General features: G+C 70.0%; 20 protein-coding genes, 1 tRNA gene and 1 riboswitch. Of the genes, 14 read left to right on the top strand and 7 right to left on the bottom strand.

The features are described 5' to 3' along the window. Positions 1-37 precede the first annotated feature (37 nt). From ACOBQB_RS23660 to ACOBQB_RS23635, 6 genes are all read left to right on the top strand, one after another. A complete protein-coding gene (locus ACOBQB_RS23660) occupies positions 38-997 on the top strand; it encodes an ABC transporter substrate-binding protein (protein ID WP_423594137.1) in 960 nt (319 codons plus the stop codon). A 71-nt stretch (positions 998-1,068) separates the two neighbouring features. Further along, on the top strand, positions 1,069-2,136 hold the full coding sequence (locus ACOBQB_RS23655; RefSeq protein ID WP_423594136.1) for a FecCD family ABC transporter permease: 1,068 nt from the start codon (positions 1,069-1,071) through the stop codon (positions 2,134-2,136). Then, positions 2,091-2,906: an ABC transporter ATP-binding protein gene (locus ACOBQB_RS23650; protein WP_423594135.1), complete on the top strand. Its 816-nt coding sequence runs from the start codon at positions 2,091-2,093 to the stop codon at positions 2,904-2,906. The genes ACOBQB_RS23655 and ACOBQB_RS23650 overlap by 46 nt, the downstream gene beginning before the upstream one ends. A gap of 69 nt (positions 2,907-2,975) precedes the next feature. Continuing rightward, a complete protein-coding gene (locus ACOBQB_RS23645; protein WP_359639510.1) occupies positions 2,976-3,077 on the top strand; it encodes a putative leader peptide in 102 nt (33 codons plus the stop codon). Between the two features lie 131 nt (positions 3,078-3,208). Further along, entirely contained in the window at positions 3,209-3,487 is a 279-nt protein-coding gene (locus ACOBQB_RS23640) for a MoaD/ThiS family protein (RefSeq protein WP_423594134.1), read from the top strand. Positions 3,488-3,499: 12 nt separating this feature from the next. After that, positions 3,500-4,453 carry a PLP-dependent cysteine synthase family protein gene (locus ACOBQB_RS23635; RefSeq protein WP_423594133.1) on the top strand — a complete coding sequence of 318 codons (954 nt, stop codon included), beginning with the start codon at positions 3,500-3,502 and terminating at the stop codon, positions 4,451-4,453. 79 nt (positions 4,454-4,532) lie between these two features. Here ACOBQB_RS23635 and ACOBQB_RS23630 read toward each other — a convergent pair whose 3' ends face one another. Next, positions 4,533-5,003 carry a type II toxin-antitoxin system PemK/MazF family toxin gene (locus tag ACOBQB_RS23630; protein ID WP_423594132.1) on the bottom strand — a complete coding sequence of 157 codons (471 nt, stop codon included), beginning with the start codon at positions 5,001-5,003 and terminating at the stop codon, positions 4,533-4,535. A gap of 222 nt (positions 5,004-5,225) precedes the next feature. Between ACOBQB_RS23630 and ACOBQB_RS23625 the strand changes: the two genes are divergently transcribed. After that, entirely contained in the window at positions 5,226-5,978 is a 753-nt protein-coding gene (locus ACOBQB_RS23625) for an MBL fold metallo-hydrolase (protein ID WP_423594131.1), read from the top strand. Positions 5,979-6,047: 69 nt separating this feature from the next. On the opposite strand, the gene ACOBQB_RS23620 is transcribed toward ACOBQB_RS23625, so the two are convergent. Both ACOBQB_RS23620 and ACOBQB_RS23615 read right to left on the bottom strand, forming a co-directional pair. Continuing rightward, positions 6,048-7,310 (bottom strand): PTS transporter subunit EIIC, encoded by a 1,263-nt coding sequence (locus tag ACOBQB_RS23620; protein WP_423594130.1) that lies wholly within the window; start codon positions 7,308-7,310, stop codon positions 6,048-6,050. A gap of 263 nt (positions 7,311-7,573) precedes the next feature. Then, a complete protein-coding gene (locus tag ACOBQB_RS23615; RefSeq protein WP_423594129.1) occupies positions 7,574-8,899 on the bottom strand; it encodes a PTS transporter subunit EIIC in 1,326 nt (441 codons plus the stop codon). A gap of 236 nt (positions 8,900-9,135) precedes the next feature. Between ACOBQB_RS23615 and ACOBQB_RS23610 the strand changes: the two genes are divergently transcribed. From ACOBQB_RS23610 to rdgB, 4 genes are all read left to right on the top strand, one after another. Beyond that, positions 9,136-9,369, top strand: a complete 234-nt coding sequence (locus tag ACOBQB_RS23610; RefSeq protein ID WP_423594128.1) for a glucose PTS transporter subunit EIIB — start codon at positions 9,136-9,138, stop codon at positions 9,367-9,369. 130 nt (positions 9,370-9,499) lie between these two features. Continuing rightward, positions 9,500-10,246, top strand: a complete 747-nt coding sequence (gene rph / locus ACOBQB_RS23605; RefSeq protein ID WP_423594127.1) for a ribonuclease PH — start codon at positions 9,500-9,502, stop codon at positions 10,244-10,246. Positions 10,247-10,377: 131 nt separating this feature from the next. Continuing rightward, positions 10,378-10,773: a hypothetical protein gene (locus ACOBQB_RS23600; RefSeq protein WP_423594126.1), complete on the top strand. Its 396-nt coding sequence runs from the start codon at positions 10,378-10,380 to the stop codon at positions 10,771-10,773. 45 nt (positions 10,774-10,818) lie between these two features. After that, entirely contained in the window at positions 10,819-11,421 is a 603-nt protein-coding gene (gene rdgB, locus ACOBQB_RS23595; protein WP_423594125.1) for an RdgB/HAM1 family non-canonical purine NTP pyrophosphatase, read from the top strand. Between the two features lie 53 nt (positions 11,422-11,474). Here rdgB and ACOBQB_RS23590 read toward each other — a convergent pair. The 3 genes from ACOBQB_RS23590 to bcp all read right to left on the bottom strand — a co-directional run bounded on the left by ACOBQB_RS23590 (position 11,475) and on the right by bcp (position 14,394). Continuing rightward, positions 11,475-11,558 (bottom strand) — tRNA-Leu (locus ACOBQB_RS23590). A gap of 674 nt (positions 11,559-12,232) precedes the next feature. Further along, positions 12,233-13,741, bottom strand: a complete 1,509-nt coding sequence (gene proP, locus ACOBQB_RS23585; protein WP_423594124.1) for a glycine betaine/L-proline transporter ProP — start codon at positions 13,739-13,741, stop codon at positions 12,233-12,235. 185 nt (positions 13,742-13,926) lie between these two features. After that, positions 13,927-14,394, bottom strand: coding sequence for a thioredoxin-dependent thiol peroxidase (gene bcp, locus ACOBQB_RS23580; RefSeq protein ID WP_423594123.1), 468 nt, complete (start codon positions 14,392-14,394; stop codon positions 13,927-13,929). Positions 14,395-14,567: 173 nt separating this feature from the next. Here bcp and ACOBQB_RS23575 point away from each other — a divergent pair, with 173 nt between their 5' ends. The 3 genes from ACOBQB_RS23575 (at position 14,568) to ACOBQB_RS23565 (ending at position 15,796) form a co-directional block, all read left to right on the top strand. Next, positions 14,568-14,888 carry a DUF3618 domain-containing protein gene (locus tag ACOBQB_RS23575; RefSeq protein WP_423594122.1) on the top strand — a complete coding sequence of 107 codons (321 nt, stop codon included), beginning with the start codon at positions 14,568-14,570 and terminating at the stop codon, positions 14,886-14,888. A gap of 66 nt (positions 14,889-14,954) precedes the next feature. Further along, a complete protein-coding gene (locus tag ACOBQB_RS23570) occupies positions 14,955-15,299 on the top strand; it encodes a GroES family chaperonin (RefSeq protein ID WP_030793504.1) in 345 nt (114 codons plus the stop codon). A gap of 54 nt (positions 15,300-15,353) precedes the next feature. Next, a riboswitch (guanidine-III (ykkC-III) riboswitch) is annotated at positions 15,354-15,418 on the top strand. Between the two features lie 57 nt (positions 15,419-15,475). After that, a complete protein-coding gene (locus tag ACOBQB_RS23565; RefSeq protein ID WP_127912809.1) occupies positions 15,476-15,796 on the top strand; it encodes a DMT family transporter in 321 nt (106 codons plus the stop codon). 22 nt (positions 15,797-15,818) lie between these two features. On the opposite strand, the gene ACOBQB_RS23560 is transcribed toward ACOBQB_RS23565, so the two are convergent. Next, on the bottom strand, positions 15,819-18,212 hold the full coding sequence (locus ACOBQB_RS23560; protein WP_423594121.1) for a transglycosylase domain-containing protein: 2,394 nt from the start codon (positions 18,210-18,212) through the stop codon (positions 15,819-15,821). Positions 18,213-18,221 lie beyond the last annotated feature (9 nt).

The raw sequence follows: 18,221 nt of genomic DNA, 5'->3' as shown, positions 1-18,221 counted from the left end.
GGGGACGCGGAAATCCCCTGGAGGAGGCAGTTCAGCCATGTCCCGCGCCCTTCGCGTGCTCACCGCCGCGGCCCTGCTCGTCCCGCTCGCAGCCTGCGGCTCGTCCGACTCCGGTGACTCCAAGCCCGCCGCCAAGGCCGCGGGCTTCCCGTACACCGTCACCAACTGCGGTGTGAAGACCACGTACGACGCACCGCCGAAGCGCGCCGTCACCATGAACCAGCACGTTACCGAGGTGATGCTGGAACTGGGCCTCAAGGACCGCCTGGCCGGCACCGCCTACCTCGACGACAAGGTCCTGCCGAAGTACGAGAAGGCGTACAAGTCCGCCCCCGTGCTCGCCAAGGAGTACCCCTCCTACGAGAAGCTGCTCGCCGCCGACCCCGACTTCGTCTACGGCGGTTACGCCAGCGCCTTCCTCGCCGGCGACGGCCGCAGCCGCTCCGCGCTCGCCAAGTCCGGGATCAAGAGCCGCCTCAACATCGAGGGCTGCGCCGAGCGCGCGGTCACCATGGACGACGTGTACCGCGAGGTGCGGGAGGTCGGCGCCACGTTCGGGGTGCGCGAGCGCGCCGAGAAGTGGGTGAGCGGGGCCAAGCGCGAACTGGCCGCCACCGCGAAGAAGTCGAAGCGCGCGAAGCCGGTCTCCGTCTTCGTCTACGACAGCGGCGACAAGACCGCGTTCACGGCGGGCGGCCGCGGCATCGGCAACGACATCATCGAGCGCGCGGGCGGCCGCAACGTCTTCGCCGACATCGACAAGTCCTTCAGCGACGCGTCCTGGGAGAAGGTCGTCGAGCGCAGGCCGGACGTCATCATGATCCTCGACTACGGCCCCACGACCGTCGCCCAGAAGAAGAAGCGCCTCCTCGACGACCCGGTCCTCGCGGACGTCCCCGCCATCAAGCACAAGCGTTTCGCGGTACTGCGGCTGTCGGACGTGGTCACGGGCGTACGGGCACCGAAGGCGGTGGAGAAGCTGGCGGCACAGCTGTGAGCGCCGCGAAGATCCAGCCCGTCCGGGGACCGGGTCGGCCCGGGGGCGGTACATCCCAGCCCGTCCGGCGTTTGAGGACGAGCCCGAAGGGCGATCGACGGGGGTCGAAGGGGCGGCGCCTCTTGACCCTGACGGCGCTCACCGCGGCCCTCGCGGCAGCGACCGTCGCCGGCCTCGCCCTCGGCTCCGTCCGCATCCCGCCGGGCCAGGTCCTGGAGATACTGACCGGCCATGCGGAACCCTCCCCGTTCCGCACCATCGTGCTGGACGTCCGCCTGCCCCGGGTCCTGCTCGGCGCGGTCGTCGGCGCCGGACTGGCCGTCATCGGCACCGTCCTCCAGGCCCTCGTCCGCAACCCTCTCGCCGACCCGTTCCTCCTCGGCGTCTCCTCGGGCGCCTCCGTGGGCGCCGTCAGCGCGATCGTGCTCGGCGGGATCTTCGGCCTGGGCACCACCCTCAGCACCGCCGTCACGATCCCCGCGGCCTCCTTCGCGGGCGCGCTGATCTCCCTGGTCCTGGTCTACGCCCTGGCCAGAAGCGGCGGCGGGGGCTTCGCCACCGGCCGCCTGATCCTCGCCGGGGTGGCCGTCTCGTACATCCTCACCGCCCTCACCAGCCTCATCCTCGTCACCGCCGACAGCGCCGACCACCTCAAGGAAGTCCTGTACTGGACACTCGGCGGCCTCGGCAGCGCCCGCTGGGACATGCTCGCCCTGCCCTGCGCCGTCCTGGCCGTCGGTACCGCCCTCCTGGTGGCGCTCGCCCGCCCGCTGGACCTGCTGCTCGTCGGCGAGGAGGGCGCCACCGTCCTCGGCCTGGACACCGCCCGCTTCCGCTCCGCCGTCTTCGTCCTCGCCTCGCTCCTGACCGGCGTCCTCGTCGCCTACAGCGGCGCCATCGGCTTCGTCGGCCTGATGGTGCCGCACGCCGCCCGCATGCTGGTCGGCGCCGCCCACCGCACCCTGCTCCCGGTGGTGGCGCTGATGGGCGCGGTCTTCCTGGTCGCCGCCGACCTCGCCGCCCGCACGGTCGCGGCGCCGCAGGACATCCCGGTCGGCGTGCTCACCGCGTTGACGGGCGGCCCGTTCTTCCTGTGGCTGCTGCGCGGGAGCCGTACGCACGAGGGGGCACCCGCGTGAAGCTGCGCACCGAGAACCTCGGATACACCACCCCCGGCGGCGCCCGCCTGCTCGACGGCGTCTCACTGACCGTCGCCGACGGCGAGACGGCCGGCATCGTCGGCCCCAACGGCAGCGGCAAGACGACCCTGCTGCGCTGCGTGTACGGCGCGCTCACCCCGACCGGGGGCCGCGTCCTGCTGGACGGGGACGACCTGACGGGGCTCGGCGCCAAGGCCCGCTCGCGGCGCGTCGCCACCGTGCCGCAGGACGGCCAGGCCGGCTTCGACCTCACCGTGCGGCAGGTCGTCGCGATGGGCCGCTCCCCGCACAAACGCTTCTGGGAGGGCGACACCGCGCGCGACGAGAAGCTGGTGGAGGCCGCTCTGGTGCGCGTCGGCGCCGAGGCCCTCGCCGACCGCTCCTTCGCCGCGCTCTCCGGCGGCGAACGCCAACGCGCCCTGGTGGCAAGGGCGTTGGTGCAGCAACCCACGGTCCTCGTCCTCGACGAGCCGACCAACCACCTCGACATCCGCTACCAGCTGGAGATCCTCTCCCTGGTCGGCGGCCTCGGCACCACCAATCTCCTCGCCCTGCACGACCTGAACCTCGCGGCGTACTACTGCGACCGCCTGCACGTCCTGCGGGACGGCGCGCTGATCGCCTCCGGCACCCCCAAGGAGGTCCTGACCAGCGAACTGCTCGCCGAGGTGTACGGCGTGACGGCGGAGGTCGCGGTGCACCCGGCGACCGGGGCGCCGACGGTCACCTATCTCCCCGCATCCAGGTGATGGACGTAAACCATCCACCATGTGAGATCACATTCCAGGACCCGGACCGGGAATCGATACGATGAGCGCATGGTTTCCCACGACGTGAGCGACAAGATGCCGGGCATGCTGCTCGTGGCGCGTCTGCACGTCGACCTGTGCAGGCTCAACAGCGCCATCTGTTCGCGCTGACCCCTGCCGCCGTACGGCCAGCAACGGGCCGCGGCGCCTGAACCGCGTACGACCGCGCACACCGGTGCACGACCACGACCGGACCGCCGCGCGCCCCTTCACCTGAACACTCCCGACAGGAGCCCTCAGCCATGGCCATCGAGGTCCGCATCCCCACCATCCTCCGCAGCTACACCGACGGCGAGAAGGCCGTCCAGGGCAGCGGCGGCACCCTCGCCGAGCTCTTCACCGACCTCGACTCGCGGCACGCGGGCATCGCCGAGCGCATTGTCGACGGCGGCAAGCTGCGCCGCTTCGTGAACGTGTACCTCAACGACGAGGACGTCCGCTTCCTCGACGGCATCTCCACGAAGCTCGCCGACGGCGACAGCGTCACGATCCTGCCGGCCGTCGCCGGCGGCATGGTCTAGGCCCGATCCCGGATGCCTCGCTACGACTCCCCGCTCGCCGCCGTCGGCAACACGCCGCTCGTCCGCCTGCCGCGCCTGTCCCCCTCCGACGAGGTCCGCATCTGGGCCAAGCTGGAGGACCGCAACCCGACCGGCTCCATCAAGGACCGGCCGGCGCTGCACATGGTCGAACAGGCCGAGAAGGACGGCCGGCTGACGCCCGGCTGCACGATCCTGGAGCCGACCTCCGGCAACACCGGCATCTCCCTGGCCATGGCGGCCAAGCTCAAGGGCTACCGCATCGTGTGCGTCATGCCGGAGAACACCTCCCAGGAGCGGCGCGACCTGCTCGCCATGTGGGGCGCCGAGATCATCTCCTCCCCGGCGGCCGGCGGCTCCAACACCGCCGTCCGCGTCGCCAAGGAACTGGCCGCCGAGCACCCGGACTGGGTGATGCTCTACCAGTACGGCAACCCCGACAACGCGGGCGCCCACTACGCCACGACGGGCCCGGAGATCCTCGCGGACCTGCCCTCCGTCACCCACTTCGTGGCGGGCCTCGGCACCACCGGCACCCTCATGGGCGTCGGCCGCTACCTGCGCGAACAGAAGCCCGACATCAAGATCATCGCCGCCGAGCCGCGCTACGACGACCTCGTCTACGGCCTGCGCAACCTCGACGAGGGCTTCGTCCCCGAGCTGTACGACGCCTCCGTCCTGACCAGCCGGTTCTCCGTCGGCTCGGCCGACGCGGTGACCCGCACCCGGGAACTCCTCCAGCAGGAGGGCATCTTCGCGGGCGTCTCCACCGGCGCCGCGCTGCACGCCGCGATCGGCGCCGGCAAGAAGGCCGTCAAGGCGGGGGAGTCCGCGGACATCGTCTTCGTCGTCGCCGACGGCGGTTGGAAGTACCTGTCGACGGGCGTCTACACCGCGGAGACGACCGAGGCGGCCATCGAGACGCTGCAAGGGCAGCTCTGGGCCTAGCCGCCCCGCGGAACGATCTGCCCGGGCTGGTTCACCGGCCCGGGCAGCGGCCTGCCGAGCCCGGCCGGCCTGCCGGGACTCAACGGGCCAGGTACTTCACCTGATCCCACAGCACCGGATCCACCACCCCGGCCCTGCGCCGGAACTCCCACAGCGGTACGTCCCGCAGCTCATCGGTCTCCAGAAAGCTGGGGCGGCCATGCGCGTCGCCCACCGCGCCCGGCGGCAGCGGAATCACACCCGCCCGCTCCTCGTGGTACTTGCTGGTGATCTTCGCGACGCGCGCCCGCTCCCCGCGCACCGACAGCACCAGACACGGCCGGTCCTTCCCGCCGGGCCCGGCGGCACCGTCTGCGTAAGGCACCCGCGCCCACCAGATCTCCGCGGGCCGCGGCGCGGGAAGCCGCCGCCGAGGCCCCCGCGGCGGCCGCGGGCGGCCCGGCGGACGGGCGCCCGTCCGCCGGGGCCCGCGCCCCCAGCCGTCCACCAGCGCGACGACCAGCGCGAGCACCACCACGGCGGCCAGCGCGAGCCACCAGGACGTGTCCATAGGCACGACGGTACCGGTGCGCCACCCGTACCGCCCGCCCCGCCCGCCACTGATCCCCCGGCCCGCACGCCCGCCCCGCACGCCCCCCGAACCGGTGACAGCGCAGGTGAGTTCGCCCACAACGGCCCGCGACGGAGGAGCGACCAGGCCTTTTGCGCCTTACGCTCGACGGACCGCACACCCACCCCCCAGCTCTTTCGCCAGCGCGGAGGTTCCAGCTTCATGAAGCTCACCGTCGTCGGCTGCTCGGGGTCGTTTCCGTCAGCGGAGTCGGCCTGTTCGAGCTACCTCGTCGAGGCCGACGGCTTCCGGTTGCTGCTCGACATGGGCAACGGCGCCCTCGGCGAGCTGCAACGCCACATCGGTCTGTACGACCTCGACGCGATCTTCCTCAGCCACCTGCACGCCGATCACTGCATCGACATGTGCGCGTACTTCGTGGCGCGCTACTACCGGCACGAGGGCGGCCGCTGCGCCCCCATCCCGGTCTTCGGCCCCGAGGGCACCGAGCAGCGCCTCACCACCGCGTACGCCGACACGCCCTCCGCCTCCTCGATGAGCGAGGTCTTCGACTTCCACACGGTCAAGCCGGCGTCGTTCGAGATCGGCCCGTTCTCGGTGCGCACGGAGAAGGTGCGCCACCCCGTCGAGGCGTACGCCATCCGCGTCGAGCACGGCGGCAGGTCCCTCACGTACTCCGGCGACACCGGCAGCTGCGACAGCCTGGACGAACTCGCCGCGGGCACGGACCTCTTCCTGTGCGAGGCGGCGTTCACGCACGGCAAGGAGGACATCCCCGACCTGCACCTCAACGGCCGCGAGGCGGGCGAGTGCGCGCAGCGCGCCGGAGCGGGAAGGCTGCTGCTCACGCACATCCCGCCGTGGACGGACCCACGGGTGAACCTCGCGGACGCGCGGGCGGTGTACGGGGGCCCTGCGGAGCTGGCGGCGCCGGGTGTGACGTACGAGATCTGACTCCGGGCACGGCGAAGGCCCCGGAACCGAACCGGTTCCGGGGCCTTCGCCGTTCAGCTGAGCCGCAGGCTACTTCGCCTCGGCCTTCTGGAGCTCCGCGAGCTCCTCGTCGGACTCACGGCCCGGCGTCGGCAGGTTGAACTTGGTGATCGCGAAGCGGAAGACCACGTAGTAGACCGCCGCGAAGCACAGGCCGACCAGGGCCAGGCCCCACGGGTTCGTCGCGATGCCGAGGTTCAGGAAGAAGTCGACCGCGCCCGCGGAGAAGCCGAAGCCGTCCTTCATGCCGAGCGCCCAGGTCAGCGCCATGGAGACACCGGTCAGCACCGCGTGGATCGCGTACAGGACCGGGGCGATGAACATGAACGTGAACTCGATCGGCTCGGTCACACCGGTTACGAAGGCGGTGAGCGCGAGCGAGAACATCATGCCGCCGACGACCTTGCGGCGCTCGGGACGGGCGCAGTGGACGATCGCGAGGCAGGCCGCCGGGAGGGCGAACATCATGATCGGGAAGAAGCCGGTCATGAACTGTCCGGCGGTCGGGTCACCGGCCAGGAAGCGGTTGATGTCACCGCTCTTGCCCTCGTACGAGCCCGCCTGGAACCAGGGGAACGAGTTCAGCAGGTGGTGCATGCCGACCGGGATCAGCGCACGGTTGGCGACACCGAAGATGCCCGCGCCCACGGCGCCCGAACCGACCAGCCACTCACCGAAGTTGTGCAGACCCGTGCCGAGGACCGGCCAGATGTAGCCGAAGGCGATGCCGAGGACCAGGCCCGCGAAGGCGGAGAGGATCGGCACCAGGCGGCGGCCGCCGAAGAAGCCCGCCCAGTCGGGCAGCTTGGTCCGGTAGAACTTCTGGTAGAGCAGGGCCACGACGATGCCCATCACGACACCGCCGAGGACCTTGGCGTCCACCGGCGCTTCCACCATGACGATCTTGCCGTCGACGACCTTCGCGATCTTTTCGAGGTTCGGGTCGGTGAACGTGGCGAGCACGTTCTTGAAGACGAGGTAGCCGGTGACGGCCGCGAGCGCCGTCGAGCCGTCCGACTTCTTGGCGAAGCCGATCGCGATGCCGACGGCGAACAGCAGCGCCATGTTGTCGAGGATCGCGTTGCCGCCCGCGGCCATGAAGGAGGCGATCTTGGTGATGAAGGCCGGGAAGGAGTCCCGGCCCAGCATGTCGGGGTTGCCGAGGCGGACGAGCAGGGCGCCTGCGGGCAGCACGGCGACCGGCAGCATGAGGCTGCGGCCGATGCGCTGCATGACAGCCATCGCGCCGGAGCCCTTCTTCTTGGCCGCGGGGGCGGCACTGGCCGTGGACACAACTTCCTCCAGTGGGCAAGGCGCCGCCTGGGGACACGGAAGTGGGGGACGGCGGCGTCTCCGGGGGACGCGGCGAGAAGGCCGCGTGGTCTACACCATTAGTGGTGTAGACCTGTTGTAGCACGGTGAAGGTGACATAAGGAACCTGTGATTCCTGTGTGCTGGGCCATATCCGGAAAAGGCATGTCAAAGGCCCCCGGACCCGAGGTCCGAGGGCCTTGCCGAGAGCCGGGAGAGCCGGGAAACCCGTCCGCGCCGCCGCGTCAGGCCTTCGTCTGCTCCCGGTCCAACGCCTCGGCCTCCTCCTCCGGTTCCCGCCCCGGCGTCGCCAGATCGAACTTCACGATCACGAAGCGGAACACGAAGTAGTACACGACCCCGAAGCCCAGACCGATCAGCAGGATCAGCCACGGCTTCGTCGCCAGACTCCAGTTGATGACGTAGTCGATCAGCCCCGCCGAGAAACTGAACCCGTCCTTCACGCCCAGCGCCCACGTCACCGCCATCGAGACCCCGGTGAGCACCGCGTGCAGCGCGTACAGCAGCGGGGCGATGAAGAGGAACGAGTACTCGATCGGCTCGGTGATGCCCGTGACGAACGACGTCAGCCCGACCGAGAGCATCATGCCGCCGACCACCTTGCGCCGCTCCGGGCGCGCGCAGTGCGTGATCGCGAGGGCCGCCGCGGGCAGCGCGAACATCATGATCGGGAAGAACCCCGAGGTGAACTGGCCCGCCGACGGGTCACCCGCCAGGAACCGGTTGATGTCGCCGTGCACCATCGTGCCGTCCGGCTTCGTGTAGTCACCGAACTGGAACCACACGAACGTGTTCAGGAACTGGTGCAGGCCGACCGTGAGCAGCGCGCGGTTGGCGACACCGAAGATCCCGGAGCCCAGCCAGCCCAGATCCACCAGCCACTTCGAGAAGCTCGTCAGCGCGTCACCGATCGGCGGCCAGATCCACACGCACAGCCCCGCGAAGACCAGCCCCACGAACGCCATGATGATCGGCACCAGCCGGCGGCCGTTGAAGAAGCCGAGCCAGTCGACCAGCTTCACCCGGTGGTAGCGCTGCCAGAACCACGCCGTCAGCAGCCCCATCACGATGCCGCCGAACACCCCCGGATTCTGGTACGCCGCCTGCGCGACCGTCCCGTCCTCCGCGACGCAGACCCCGCCCCACATCCCGGCGGCGGAGAAGGTGGTGTCCGTCGGACAGTCGTCGGGGAAGGCGCGGAGCACCGCGTAGTAGACGAGGAACCCCGCGACCGCGGCGAGCGCCGTCGAGCCGTCCGCCTTCTTGGCCATGCCGATCGCGACGCCGATGCAGAACAGCAGCGGCAGGCCGAGCGAGGAGTCGAGCAGGGAGCCGCCCGCCGCCGCGAAGACCTTGGCGACGTTCGTCCAGCCGAGCCCGTCGTCGCCGAAGACGTCCGGCTGGCCGAGGCGGTTGAGGATGCCGGCGGCTGGCAGGACCGCGATGGGCAGCTGGAGGCTGCGGCCCATCTTCTGCAGACCCTGGAACAGGCCGTTCCACCACTTCTTCCGTGGCTTGGCCCGCGGGGCCGCGGCGGCGTCGGAACTCATCGGCGTCCTCCCGGGACAGGCCTGGTTTGGCGGTCGCCCTAAACTGGTGTAGACCAGTTGGGAACGGGTGAGGGCGCCGCCTCGACGCGATCCGCATGAGGCGACGACACCTTGATCGTCATCATCGAGTACGTGCGCCGTGACCGCCCGCGAAGATGGTCCAACCGTGCGTTAACGTGACACAGCGGACCTGTGGCGTGCTGAGGGCCGCGTCCTTTGGAACCAGGGAGAAACACATGGCCACCAAGGCTGAGAAGATCGTCGCCGGGCTCGGCGGCATCGAGAACATCGAAGAGGTCGAGGGCTGCATCACCCGCCTGCGCACCGAGGTCAACGACCCGAGCCTCGTCGACGACGCCGCGCTGAAGGCCGCCGGCGCCCACGGCGTCGTCAAGATGGGCACCGCGATCCAGGTCGTCATCGGCACCGACGCGGACCCGATCGCCGGGGAGATCGAAGACATGCTGTGAGTTCCTGAACCACGCGTTCCTGAACCTCACGGGTTCACGAGCCGTCGGGTTCACGAGCCGTCGGGCTCACGGACGAGGGCCCTTCCCGCGACCGGGAGGGCCCTCACCCATGTCCCGATAGGCTCAGCCCATGTCCTCTACGCCCTCGCCCCGCATCGACGGCCGCACCCCCGAACAGCTCCGCCCCGTCACCATCGAACGCGGCTGGAGCAAGCACGCCGAGGGCTCCGTCCTCATCTCCTTCGGCGACACCAAAGTCTTCTGCACCGCATCCGTCACCGAAGGCGTCCCGCGCTGGCGCAAGGGCAGCGGCGAGGGCTGGGTCACCGCCGAGTACTCGATGCTGCCCCGCTCCACCAACACCCGCGGCGACCGCGAAGCCGTCCGCGGCAAGATCGGCGGCCGCACCCACGAGATCTCCCGCCTCATCGGCCGCAGCCTGCGCGCCGTCATCGACTACAAGTCTCTCGGCGAGAACACCATCGTCCTCGACTGCGACGTCCTCCAGGCCGACGGCGGCACCCGCACCGCCGCCATCACCGGCGCCTACGTCGCCCTCGCCGACGCCGTCGCCTGGGCCCAGGGCAAGAAGCTCGTCAAGGCCGGCCGCAAGCCCCTCACCGACACCGTCTCGGCCGTCTCCGTCGGCATCGTCGACGGCGTCCCCCTCCTCGACCTCTGCTACGAGGAGGACGTGCGGGCCGAGACCGACATGAACGTCGTCTGCACCGGAGACGGCCGTTTCGTCGAGGTCCAGGGCACCGCCGAGGCCGAGCCCTTCGACCGCAAGGAACTCAACGCCCTCCTCGACCTCGCCGTCGGCGGCTGCGAGGACCTCGCCGCCCTCCAGCGCGAGGCGCTCGAAGCGACGCGCTGACCACCACTCGGCAGCGAGCTTCGTCACGCACGCAACCAACGACCCCCTGAGGGGCGTTGTTACAAGTAGTCACGAGTACGGGCGCACGGGAGGAACCGTGCGCCCGTACGCACACGGGGAGGGACCCAACCATGGCCGCGCGCCACCGTCGTATCGCCACCGCTGTCGCGACAGCACTGATCGCCGTACCGGCCGCCGCCGGCCTCGTCGGCTGCGACGCCGTCAGCAAGGCCCTGGACTGCGTCCAGACCGCGGACACCATCGCCGACAGCGTCACCGACCTCCAGCAAGCCGTCGAGAACGCCGCCGACAACCCCGCCGAGGCCGACCGGGCCCTCGACGACATCGGTAAGAACCTCGACAAGATCAGCGACAAGACCGACGACACCGACGTGAACAAGGCGGTCGACGACCTCGACAAGGCCGTCGACAACGTCCGCGAGGCCATCAAGAACGGCGACAGCACCCCCGACGTCGGCCCCGTCACCGACGCGGCGGGCGAACTGACGAAGGTCTGCACGCCGTAACGGGACCCGTCGTGCCCCCTGCATCCTTACTTGGATACTGGGGGCATGACCCGCCTCATCCTCGCCACCCGCAACCACGGCAAGATCACGGAACTGAGGGCGATCCTCGCCGGCGCAGGCCTCACCCATGAGCTCGTCGGCGCGGACGCCTACCCCGAGATCCCCGACGTCAAGGAAACCGGCGTCACCTTCGCCGAGAACGCGTTGCTCAAGGCGCACGCCCTCGCCCGGGCCACGGGGCTGCCCGCCGTCGCCGACGACTCGGGGCTCTGCGTCGACGTCCTCGGCGGAGCGCCCGGCATCTTCTCCGCCCGCTGGGCCGGCCGCCACGGCGACGACGCCGCCAACCTGTCCCTGCTCCTGGCCCAACTGTCCGACATCGCCCCGGAACACCGCGCCGCCCACTTCGCCTGCGCGGCGGCCCTGGCCCTGCCCGACGGCACGGAACGGGTGGTCGAGGGCCGCCTGCGAGGCGTCCTGCGCACCGCCCCCGCGGGCTCCGGCGGCTTCGGCTACGACCCGATCCTCCAGCCGGAGGGCGAGACGCGCACGTGCGCGGAGCTGACGGCGGAGGAGAAGAACGCGATCAGCCATCGCGGCAAGGCGTTCCGGGAGCTGGTGCCGGTGGTGCGGGAGTTGTTGGGCTGAGGCGCACAGAAAATGGCCTGCGAGTCATCCTTCGATTCGCAGGCCATCTGCTGTGCGGCGGAAGGGATTCGAACCCTCAAGCCCGTTCAAGGGCCACAGATCCTAAGTCTGCTGCGTCGCCGTTGCGCCACCGCCGCCAGTAGTCAGTCATGCTAACGGGCCAAGGGGTCGAGTGGCACACGGGCTCTGGATCAGGCATCGGTGTGTGATGTCTTTCGCCGCCTGTTCCGGCACCAGGTCTCTGTCAGCGCGTGGCAATTCGGGCACAAGTACCGCAGGTTGGCCCGGTGGTTGTCGAGCCGGTCGCCGCTGATGTGGTCGATGTGCAATGTGATCCGCTGCCCGAGCCATTCACCGGGGTTTCCGCATGAGGCGCAGCGGTACGGCAGGCCGACTTCCTGGAGCGCGCGGTGCAGCCGGTCACGGTTGGCGCGGCTGGAACCTGGCGGCAGGACGACGGGGGTCCTCGCCGCCACCGGCTTGCGCTCGGTGACCTGTACGGCGCCCCATGCCTTCCGCTTGAAGTGGCCCGTGTCGAGCCCGATCCGGGCCGCCGCCCCCCGCTCTCGGTGAGCCCCAGAAATCTCATCAGCGCCGACCAGTTGCGTACCTCGGGCACTGCGGCAGTCAACGTCTCCAGGCTGTACGGATCAGTCATGGTCACCCCTCTTTCCTCGGCCGTCCGTTCGTGACCCCTACGGAGTAACGAACCGAAAAGCGGACCATCACGCGCGGAATGCGGAACGGCCTGCCCCACTTGTCGGTGGGGCAGGCCGGAGGAGGGAGGGGCGGTCCCTGGGGGCGGGGAGGGTCAGAAGCGGGGGGCCGTTGTCTGGGCCGCTACCAGTTCCGCCGCCTCCTCCTTTGTCTCCACCGACGGCGGCGAGCCCGACAGCGGCTTCTGGGCCGTTTCCTTCATGCAGGCCACCGCGATGACGCCGACGACCGCCGCCGCCATCGAGTAGTACGCCGGGACCATGTCCGTCCCCGTCACGCTGATCAGGGAGGTGATCACCAGGGGTGCCGTGCCGCCGAAGAGGGAGGTGGAGACGTTGTAGCCCACGGACAGGGAACCGTAGCGGACCGACGTGGGGAAGAGGGCCGGGAGCGTCGCCGACATCGTGCCGAGGAGGCAGACCAGGGAGAGGCCGAGCAGGAGCATGCCGGCGGAGACCGCGAGCAGGCTGCCCTGCTTGATGAGGAGGAAGGCCGGGAGGGAGAGGAACAGGAAGCCCAGCATGCCCGTCATCAGCAGCGGCTTGCGGCCGAAGCGGTCGGAGAGCTTGCCGACCCGGTTGATGATCAGCATCAGGATGATCATCGTGCCGATGAGGATCAGCAGGCCGTGGGAGTCGTCGTAGCCGAGTTCGTCGGAGAGGTACGTCGGCATGTACGACAGCAGCATGTAGTCGGTGACGTTGTACGCGCCGACCAGCGCGATGCACAGGATCAGCATGGGCCAGTGCTGACGGAAGATCTTCGCCAGGTCGCCCTTGGCGGTGGTCTCCACCGCGGAGGCGCCCTCGGACGCCGAGTGGTAGGTGGCGTCCTCCATCTTCTGGAAGGCGGGGGTCTCGTCGAGCTTGAGGCGGAGATAGAGGCCCACGAGCCCCAGCGGACCCGCGACCAGGAACGGCACGCGCCAGCCCCAGGACTCCATGGCGTCCGCGCCGAGCGCGGTGTTCAGGATGAGGACCAGACCCGCCGCGCCCGTGTAGCCGGCCAGCGTGCCGACCTCCAGGAAGCTGCCGAAGTAGCCGCGGCGCTTGTCGGGGGCGTACTCGGCTATGAAGGTGGACGCGCCGCCGTACTCGCCGCCCGTGGAGAAGCCCTGGACGAGGCGGAAGAAGATCAGCAGGACCGGGGCCCAGAAGCCGATCGCGGCGTAGGACGGGATCAGGCCGATGGCGAGCGTGCCGATCGCCATCATGATCATCGTCAGCGCGAGGACCTTCTTGCGGCCGATCTTGTCGCCCATCGGGCCGAACACCATGCCACCGATGGGCCGGACCAGGAAGGAGACCGCGAAGGTCGCGAAGGAGGAGATCAGCTGGACCGTGTCGTTCCCGGACGGGAAAAAGACGTGGCCGATGGTGACGGCCAGGTAGCTGTAGATGCCGAAGTCGAACCACTCCATGGCGTTGCCCAGCGAGGCCGCCTTGACCGCCCGCTTGACCGCCGCCTCGTCCGTGACCGTGATGTCGGTGCGGCGCAACGGCGGGTTCCTGCGACGGCTGACCGCCCGGAACAGGGTGCGGTGGCGTCTGATGGCCTCGGTGTCGGCCGCGGTATCGGCCGCGGTGTCGTCGTGGGCCGCCATGGAGTGGTTCCTTTCGTTCTTCGGACGTGCTCCCCCGGGAGTCCCGGGGTCGGGGGCCCGGGAGTTCCCTCCCGCTCGCTTGCTCGGACATCGCCGTTGCAAACAAAAGGCCCCTGCGAGGGGGCCTTTGTCACAGTGCGGTGCGGTGCGGTGCGGCGGGGTCGGGGGCCGGGGGGAGCCGTCGGTCAGACGTCCAGGTCCCTGATGATCTTGGCCACGTGGCCGGTCGCCTTGACGTTGTAGAAGGCGTGCTCGACCTTGCCCTCCTCGTCGACCACGACGGTCGAGCGGATGACGCCAGTCACCGTCTTGCCGTAGAGCTTCTTCTCGCCGAAGGCGCCGTAGGCCTCCAGGGTCTCCTTGGAGGGGTCGCCGACCAGCGTGACCTTGAGGTTCTCCTGCTCGCGGAACTTCGCGAGCTTCTCCGGCTTGTCCGGCGACACGCCGATGACGTCGTAGCCGGCCGCCGCGAGGACGTCGAGGTTGTCGGTGAAGTCGCAGGCCTGCTTGGTGCAGCCGGGAGTGAGGGCGGCCGGGTAGAAGTAGACGATGACCTTGCGGCCCTTGTGGTCGGCCAGCGAGACGTCCTTGCCGTCGGCGTCGGGCAGGGTGAAGGCGGGGGCGGTGTCGCCGGGCTGAAGTCGCTCGCTCATCTTCGGTCTCCTCGCGGGGTGCTTCGCATCGGGTGCTGCGCGAAAGGTGTGGTGACGGAGTCGAGCGTAATAGGGGTCGTAATAGGGGTGCCGTGGGGTGCGGCGCGCGTGAAGCTGACAGACTGTGGTCACAGATCACGTCCACACAATCGATACGACCTGGAGGCAGCGCGGTGTCGGATGCCAGGACCCCTGCGCAGATCGAGGCGGACATCAAGCGCCGGCGCGACCAGCTGGCCGAGACCCTCGACGAGATCGGGGTGCGCGTCCACCCGAAGACGATCGTCGGGGACGCGAAGGCGAAGGTCGTCGCCGGTGTGGACAACTCACTGGGCCGGGCCTATGTCGGGGCGAACCGATTCGTCTCGGACGTGCGGGGCCGGTTCGTCGCGGAGGACGGTTCGCCCCGTATCGAGCGGATCGTCCCGGTGGCGCTGGTCGCCGTGGGTGTCGTCGGGCTGCTCGTGGTGGGCTCGCGGCGCCGCAACCGCTGAGCCGGAGCCGCGCAACAACCGACCCGGAGGGCCGCATACCGCGCCGGGGCAGGTAGGTTCGGTGGCGTGAGCGAGAAGACCCACCACGACGACAAGCTGCCCATCCGGATGCTGCACGACCGCGTGCTCGTGCGGCAGGACACCAGTGAGGGCGAGCGGCGCTCCGGCGGCGGCATCCTGATCCCCGCGACCGCGGCCGTGGGCCGCAGGCTCGCCTGGGCCGAGGTGGTCGCCGTCGGGCAGAACGTCCGTACGGTAGAGCCGGGCGACCGGGTGCTGTACGACCCCGAGGACCGTGCCGAGGTCGAGGTGCGGGGCGTGGCGTACGTCCTGATGCGCGAGCGCGACCTGCACGCCGTGGCCGCGGACCGGTTCGAGGGCTCCGAGGACTCGACGGGCCTGTATCTGTAGCCTCACGGGGCGTCGAAGGGGCTGGTGACCACGGTCACCAGCCCCTTTCGCATGGGTTTGCTACCGTGGAACGACCCGACGAGACGCGCCGTACCGGGTTTCCGCAAAGACGACGCACCCCCTCAGGTGGCACGCGCTCAGTGCGTGTCTCCACTCGTCTCGTCGGAGGTGCCGTCATGGCCTGGGTTCTGTTGATCGTCGCCGGTCTGCTCGAAGTGGGCTGGTCGATCGGGATGAAGTACACCGACGGTTTCACCCGGCTGTGGCCCAGCGTGTTCACGGGCGCGGGCATCGTCGCGAGCATGCTGCTCCTGTCGTACGCCGCCAGATCGCTGCCCATCGGTACCGCGTACGGCGTGTGGGTGGGCATCGGTGCGGCGGGCGCGGCGGTGCTCGGCATGGTGATCCTGGGTGAGCCGGTCACCGCCGCCCGCATCTTCTTCGTCTGCCTGCTGCTGGTGGCCGTGGTCGGTCTGAAGGCGACCTCGGGGCACTGACCCCGGCCGGAGGCGGCGGGCGCTAGCCGTCCGTCAGGCCGATCGCGCCGTCCGAGGCGCCGCCGTCGTCGGTGGCGCCTCCCGCGTCGGTGCCGCCGTCCGTGGGGCCGCCCGGGGTGCCGCCGTCGGTTGTTCCGCCGTCGGTGGTGCCGCCGTCCGTGGTGGCGCCGCCGTCGGTCTGGTCACCCGTCTGGCCGCCGGTGGTCGGCCCGCCGATGTCGGTGCCGCCGTCGGTGGTGGGGCCGCCGGTGTCCGTGCCGCCGTCCGTGGTGGTGCCGCCGTCGGTGGTGCCGCCGTCCGTCGTGCCGCCGTCGGTTGGGCCGCCGCCGTCGGTGGGCTTGCCGGTCCCCGGTTCGCGGGTGCCGCCGGTGGCGGTCGGGTCGGGCGGCACGGGGACGTCCGAGCCCTGCTCCAGCTCCAGGTCGAAGTCCTTGACGGGCTTGCCCTCCAGGGCGGCCTCGGTGAACTGCGCCCAGATGCGCGCCGGGTAGCCGCCGCCGTTGATGCGGGCCTCGCCGAGCGCGCCGTACAGCGGGGTGTGCGCGCCGGTCTGAGGGTCCTGGCCCATGACGGCGACCACGGTGGCGAGGTCGGGGGTGTAGCCGGCGAACCAGGCCGCCGTGTCGTTCTCGGCGGTGCCGGTCTTGCCCGCGGCGGGCCGTCCCGCGCCCTGGGCGGCGGTGCCGGTGCCGCCCTGGACGACGCTCTGCAGGATGGACGTGGTCGTGTCGGCGGCCTCGCGGGTGACGGCCTGCTTGGTGTCCCGCGCCGGCAGCTCGACCTCCTCGCCGCCCTTGGTGATCTTCTCGACGATCGTGTACGTGCCGTGCTTGCCGTGGTTGGCCAGGGTCGCGTACGCCTCGGTCATGTCCAGGACGCTCGCGGTGGACGGGCCGAGCGCGATGGAGGGGGAGGCGGTGAGGTCGGGGGTGGTCTTCGGGACGCCGAGGGCGATCGCGGTGTCCTTGACCTTGTCGGAGCCGACGTCGACGGCAAGCTGCGCGTACACCGAGTTCACGGACTTGTCGGTGGCCTCGCGGACGGTGATGTCGCCGTAGTTGACCTGGTCCTCGTTCTCGGGGGCGTACGTCCCGCCGCTCCAGCCCTGCACCGGGCGCTTGTTCGTGCCGTCGTACACGGTGTTCGGGGTGATGGGGCGGCCGTCCTGGGTGACCGAGCCGTTCTCCACCGCGGAGGTGAACACGAACGGCTTGAAGGTGGAGCCGACCTGGTAGTCGCGGCGGGTGGCGTTGTTGACGTACTGCTTGGTGTAGTCGATGCCGCCGTACATCGCGACGACCTTGCCGGTGGCCGGGTCGATGGAGGCGCCGCCCGCGCGGACGTTGCGGTCGACCTTGCGGGCCTTCTTGTCGATCTTGGACATCACCTGTTCGTCGACGGCCTTCTTGAAGGCGTCCTGGCGGTCCTTCTGGAGTGTCGTGGTGATGCGGTAGCCGCCCTTGGCGAGCGTCTCCTCGTCGATGATCTTGTTGGCGGTGAGGTAGTCCTCGACGGCCTTGACGACATAGCCGCGCTGCCCGGACAGGCCCGCCGCGCCCTTGGCCTCGTCGGGCATCGGGAACTTCGCCTTCGCCCGGTCCGCCTTGCCGAGCCAGCCCTCCTTGACCATGCCGTCCAGGACGTAGTTCCAGCGGCCCGCCGCGCGCGGCTTGTTCTCGGGGTGCGTGGCGACGTCGTAGGCGTTGGGGGAGTTGAGGAGAGTGGCGAGGTAGGCGCCCTCGGCGGTGGAGAGGTCCCTGACGTTCTTGCCGTAGTACGCCTGGGCGGCGGCCTGCACGCCGTACGCGTTGCGGCCGAAGTAGCTGGTGTTGAGGTAGCCGGAGAGGATGTCGTCCTTGCTGACCTCGCGATCCAGCTTGATGGAGATGAAGAACTCCTTCACCTTGCGGGTGACCGTCTGCTCCTGGCCCAGGTAGTAGTTCTTCACGTACTGCTGGGTGATCGTCGAGCCGGACTGCTTGCCCTTGCCGGTGACGGTGTTCCAGGCCGCGCGGATCATCGCCTTCGGGTCGACCGCGGACTCGCCGTAGAAGTCGCGGTCCTCGGCGGCGAGGACGGCGCGCTGGACGTGCAGCGGGACTTCCGTCAGCGGGACGTTCTCGCGGTTGACCTTTCCGTCGCGCGCGATCTCGGTCCCGTCGTCGTACAGATAGACGTTGCTCTGCTTGGTCGCCGCGGCGTTGGCCGGGGGGATCTCCACCAGCAGGTAGCCCGTCAGGAAGGCGCCCACGCAGAGCAGAGCCAGGAGCAGGAAGCCGCCGAGGACCATGCGCCAGGTCGGGAAGATCCGCCGCCAGCCCTTGCGCTTGGGGCGCTTCGGCTTCTTCGCCTTGCCGGTCTCGGTGGCCTCGCCGCCGTCCCCGGCGGGGCCCTGCTGCTGCGGCTCGTCGCTCATGTGTTGCGG

The sequence above is a fragment of the Streptomyces sp. G5(2025) genome (genome assembly GCF_049542075.1).
GTDB lineage: Bacteria > Actinomycetota > Actinomycetes > Streptomycetales > Streptomycetaceae > Streptomyces.
This window is presented reverse-complemented; position numbering and strand designations above follow the sequence as displayed.